General features: G+C 47.3%; 1 protein-coding gene and 1 pseudogene. Both read right to left on the reverse strand.

All coding sequences use genetic code 11. From position 1 onward, the window contains the following. Positions 1 to 394: 394 nt before the first annotated feature. On the reverse strand, positions 395 to 997 hold the full coding sequence (locus RMO35_RS00580) for an ATP-dependent Clp protease proteolytic subunit (RefSeq protein WP_309737831.1): 603 nt from the start codon (positions 995 to 997) through the stop codon (positions 395 to 397). Between the two features lie 103 nt (positions 998 to 1100). Beyond that, positions 1101 to 1762: pseudogene (locus RMO35_RS00585) on the reverse strand (ATP-dependent Clp protease proteolytic subunit). Between the last annotated feature and the right edge of the window lie 13 nt (positions 1763 to 1775).

Genomic DNA, 1775 nt, shown 5'->3' on the forward strand with positions numbered 1-1775 from the left:
CCTTACTGCCGATTCGTCTCTACTTCTCACTCCTAGCAAGACACAGTACGATGACAGCTTAATTTGTTGGCGTAATTATTTATGTGCCCCAGTTTACACTAGTTTGAAGTTTTTTTGTACCTATCTATACTAAATCAAAAGTTACCTTTTTGTGGTCATTTTGAAGTATTTTTCAAAAACTCTAAAACTCTTTTGATTGATACTGAGATTTGGAGCGATGGATGTACCGTTAGCATAAACAGTCAAAATTTTACAAAGATCGCTCCTAACTCAGACAGATATTTAGCATCGTAATGTTCCTAACTTATGGAAAATCCCCATTCTCAATCGAACGTTAGTTCTAAATGATTGAGAATGGGGATGTGTCGATTGAAGCCGATATCGTAGCTCGGAATTAGCGAACGTTAGCGGTTTCCACTACTTTGTCGATCAGTCCATAAGTCACAGCTTCGGCTGCTGACATGAAATTATCGCGGTCGGTATCCTTTTCGATCTGCTCCAAAGTTTGACCAGAACGTTCTGCCATCAATTTATTGAGCAGAGTCCGCGTTTCGAGGATGTGCTTGGCTTCGATCTGAATATCCGATGCCTGCATCCGTCCGGTGCCACCGAGGGGCTGGTGAATCATAATCCGCGCATGGGGTAGTGCCAACCGCTTGCCAGGAGTCCCCGCCGCCAGCAGGAACGAACCCATCGAAGCAGCTAAGCCGACGCAAATAGTCACTACTTCTGACTTGATGTGCTGCATCGTGTCATAGATAGCCATTCCGGCAGTGATTTCACCACCGGGGGAGTTGATATAGACATAGATTGGTTTGCTGGAGTCTTCCGAATCTAGATACAGCATATAAGCTACGATCGCATTTGCCATGCCCGCATCAACTTCCTCAAATAAGAAGATAATCCGCTCGCGGAATAATCGATCGTAGATATTAATCCACTGTTCGTTAGAACTACCAGGCAGACGATATGGAACGCTAGGGACGCCGATTGACATAGTGATTAGGGGATAGGGGATAGGGGATAGGGAATAGGGAATAGGGAAATGGTAGGGTAAGACAGAAAGGACGCGAGCGTCCGAACTCACTAACCCCTAACCCCTATCCCCTATCCCCTAAAGTAAGATCTTTCGAGCTTTCGAGAACTCGATCGATCAGTCCGTAGGCTTGGGCTTCGTGGGCTGTCATATAAAACATCCGCTCGCTGTCACTTTCGATTTGCGCGGGGGACTTGCCCGTAGTTTGTGCGAACACATCCACGATGGTGGCTTTTTTCGCCAAGACTTCAGCAGCATTGACAGTGATATCCGAGGCTTGTCCGCGACTACCCGCCCGAGTCGGCATTAGACCGATGGTAGCGTTGGGTAAGCTCGCCCGTTTGCCAGGAGCGCCAGCAGATAGTAGCAGTGTCGCAATCCCCATTGCCTGACCCAGACAAATCGTATAGACTTCCGACTTGATGTGTCTGATGGTGTCATAGATTGCCAATCCCGCCATGACTGACATCATGCCGACTTCTACCCCAGCCATTCCCGCCGCGACAGGATCGCCCAAGGAATTGATATATAAATAAATCGGCTTGGTATTATCGACTGACTCCAGGTACAGCAAGGACGAAACCATACTATTTGCCAGCCATCGGTAATCGGCTGATTGAGAAAAATAATCCGCTCCTGGCTCATCCGCGTGTAGATATTAATCCACTGCCAATAAGAACTCCCCGGAAGGTTATATGGTACGTTTAAAGTTCGATCGACTGCCATGGGATAGAGGGTA

The sequence above is a fragment of the Chamaesiphon sp. OTE_20_metabat_361 genome (assembly GCF_031364565.1).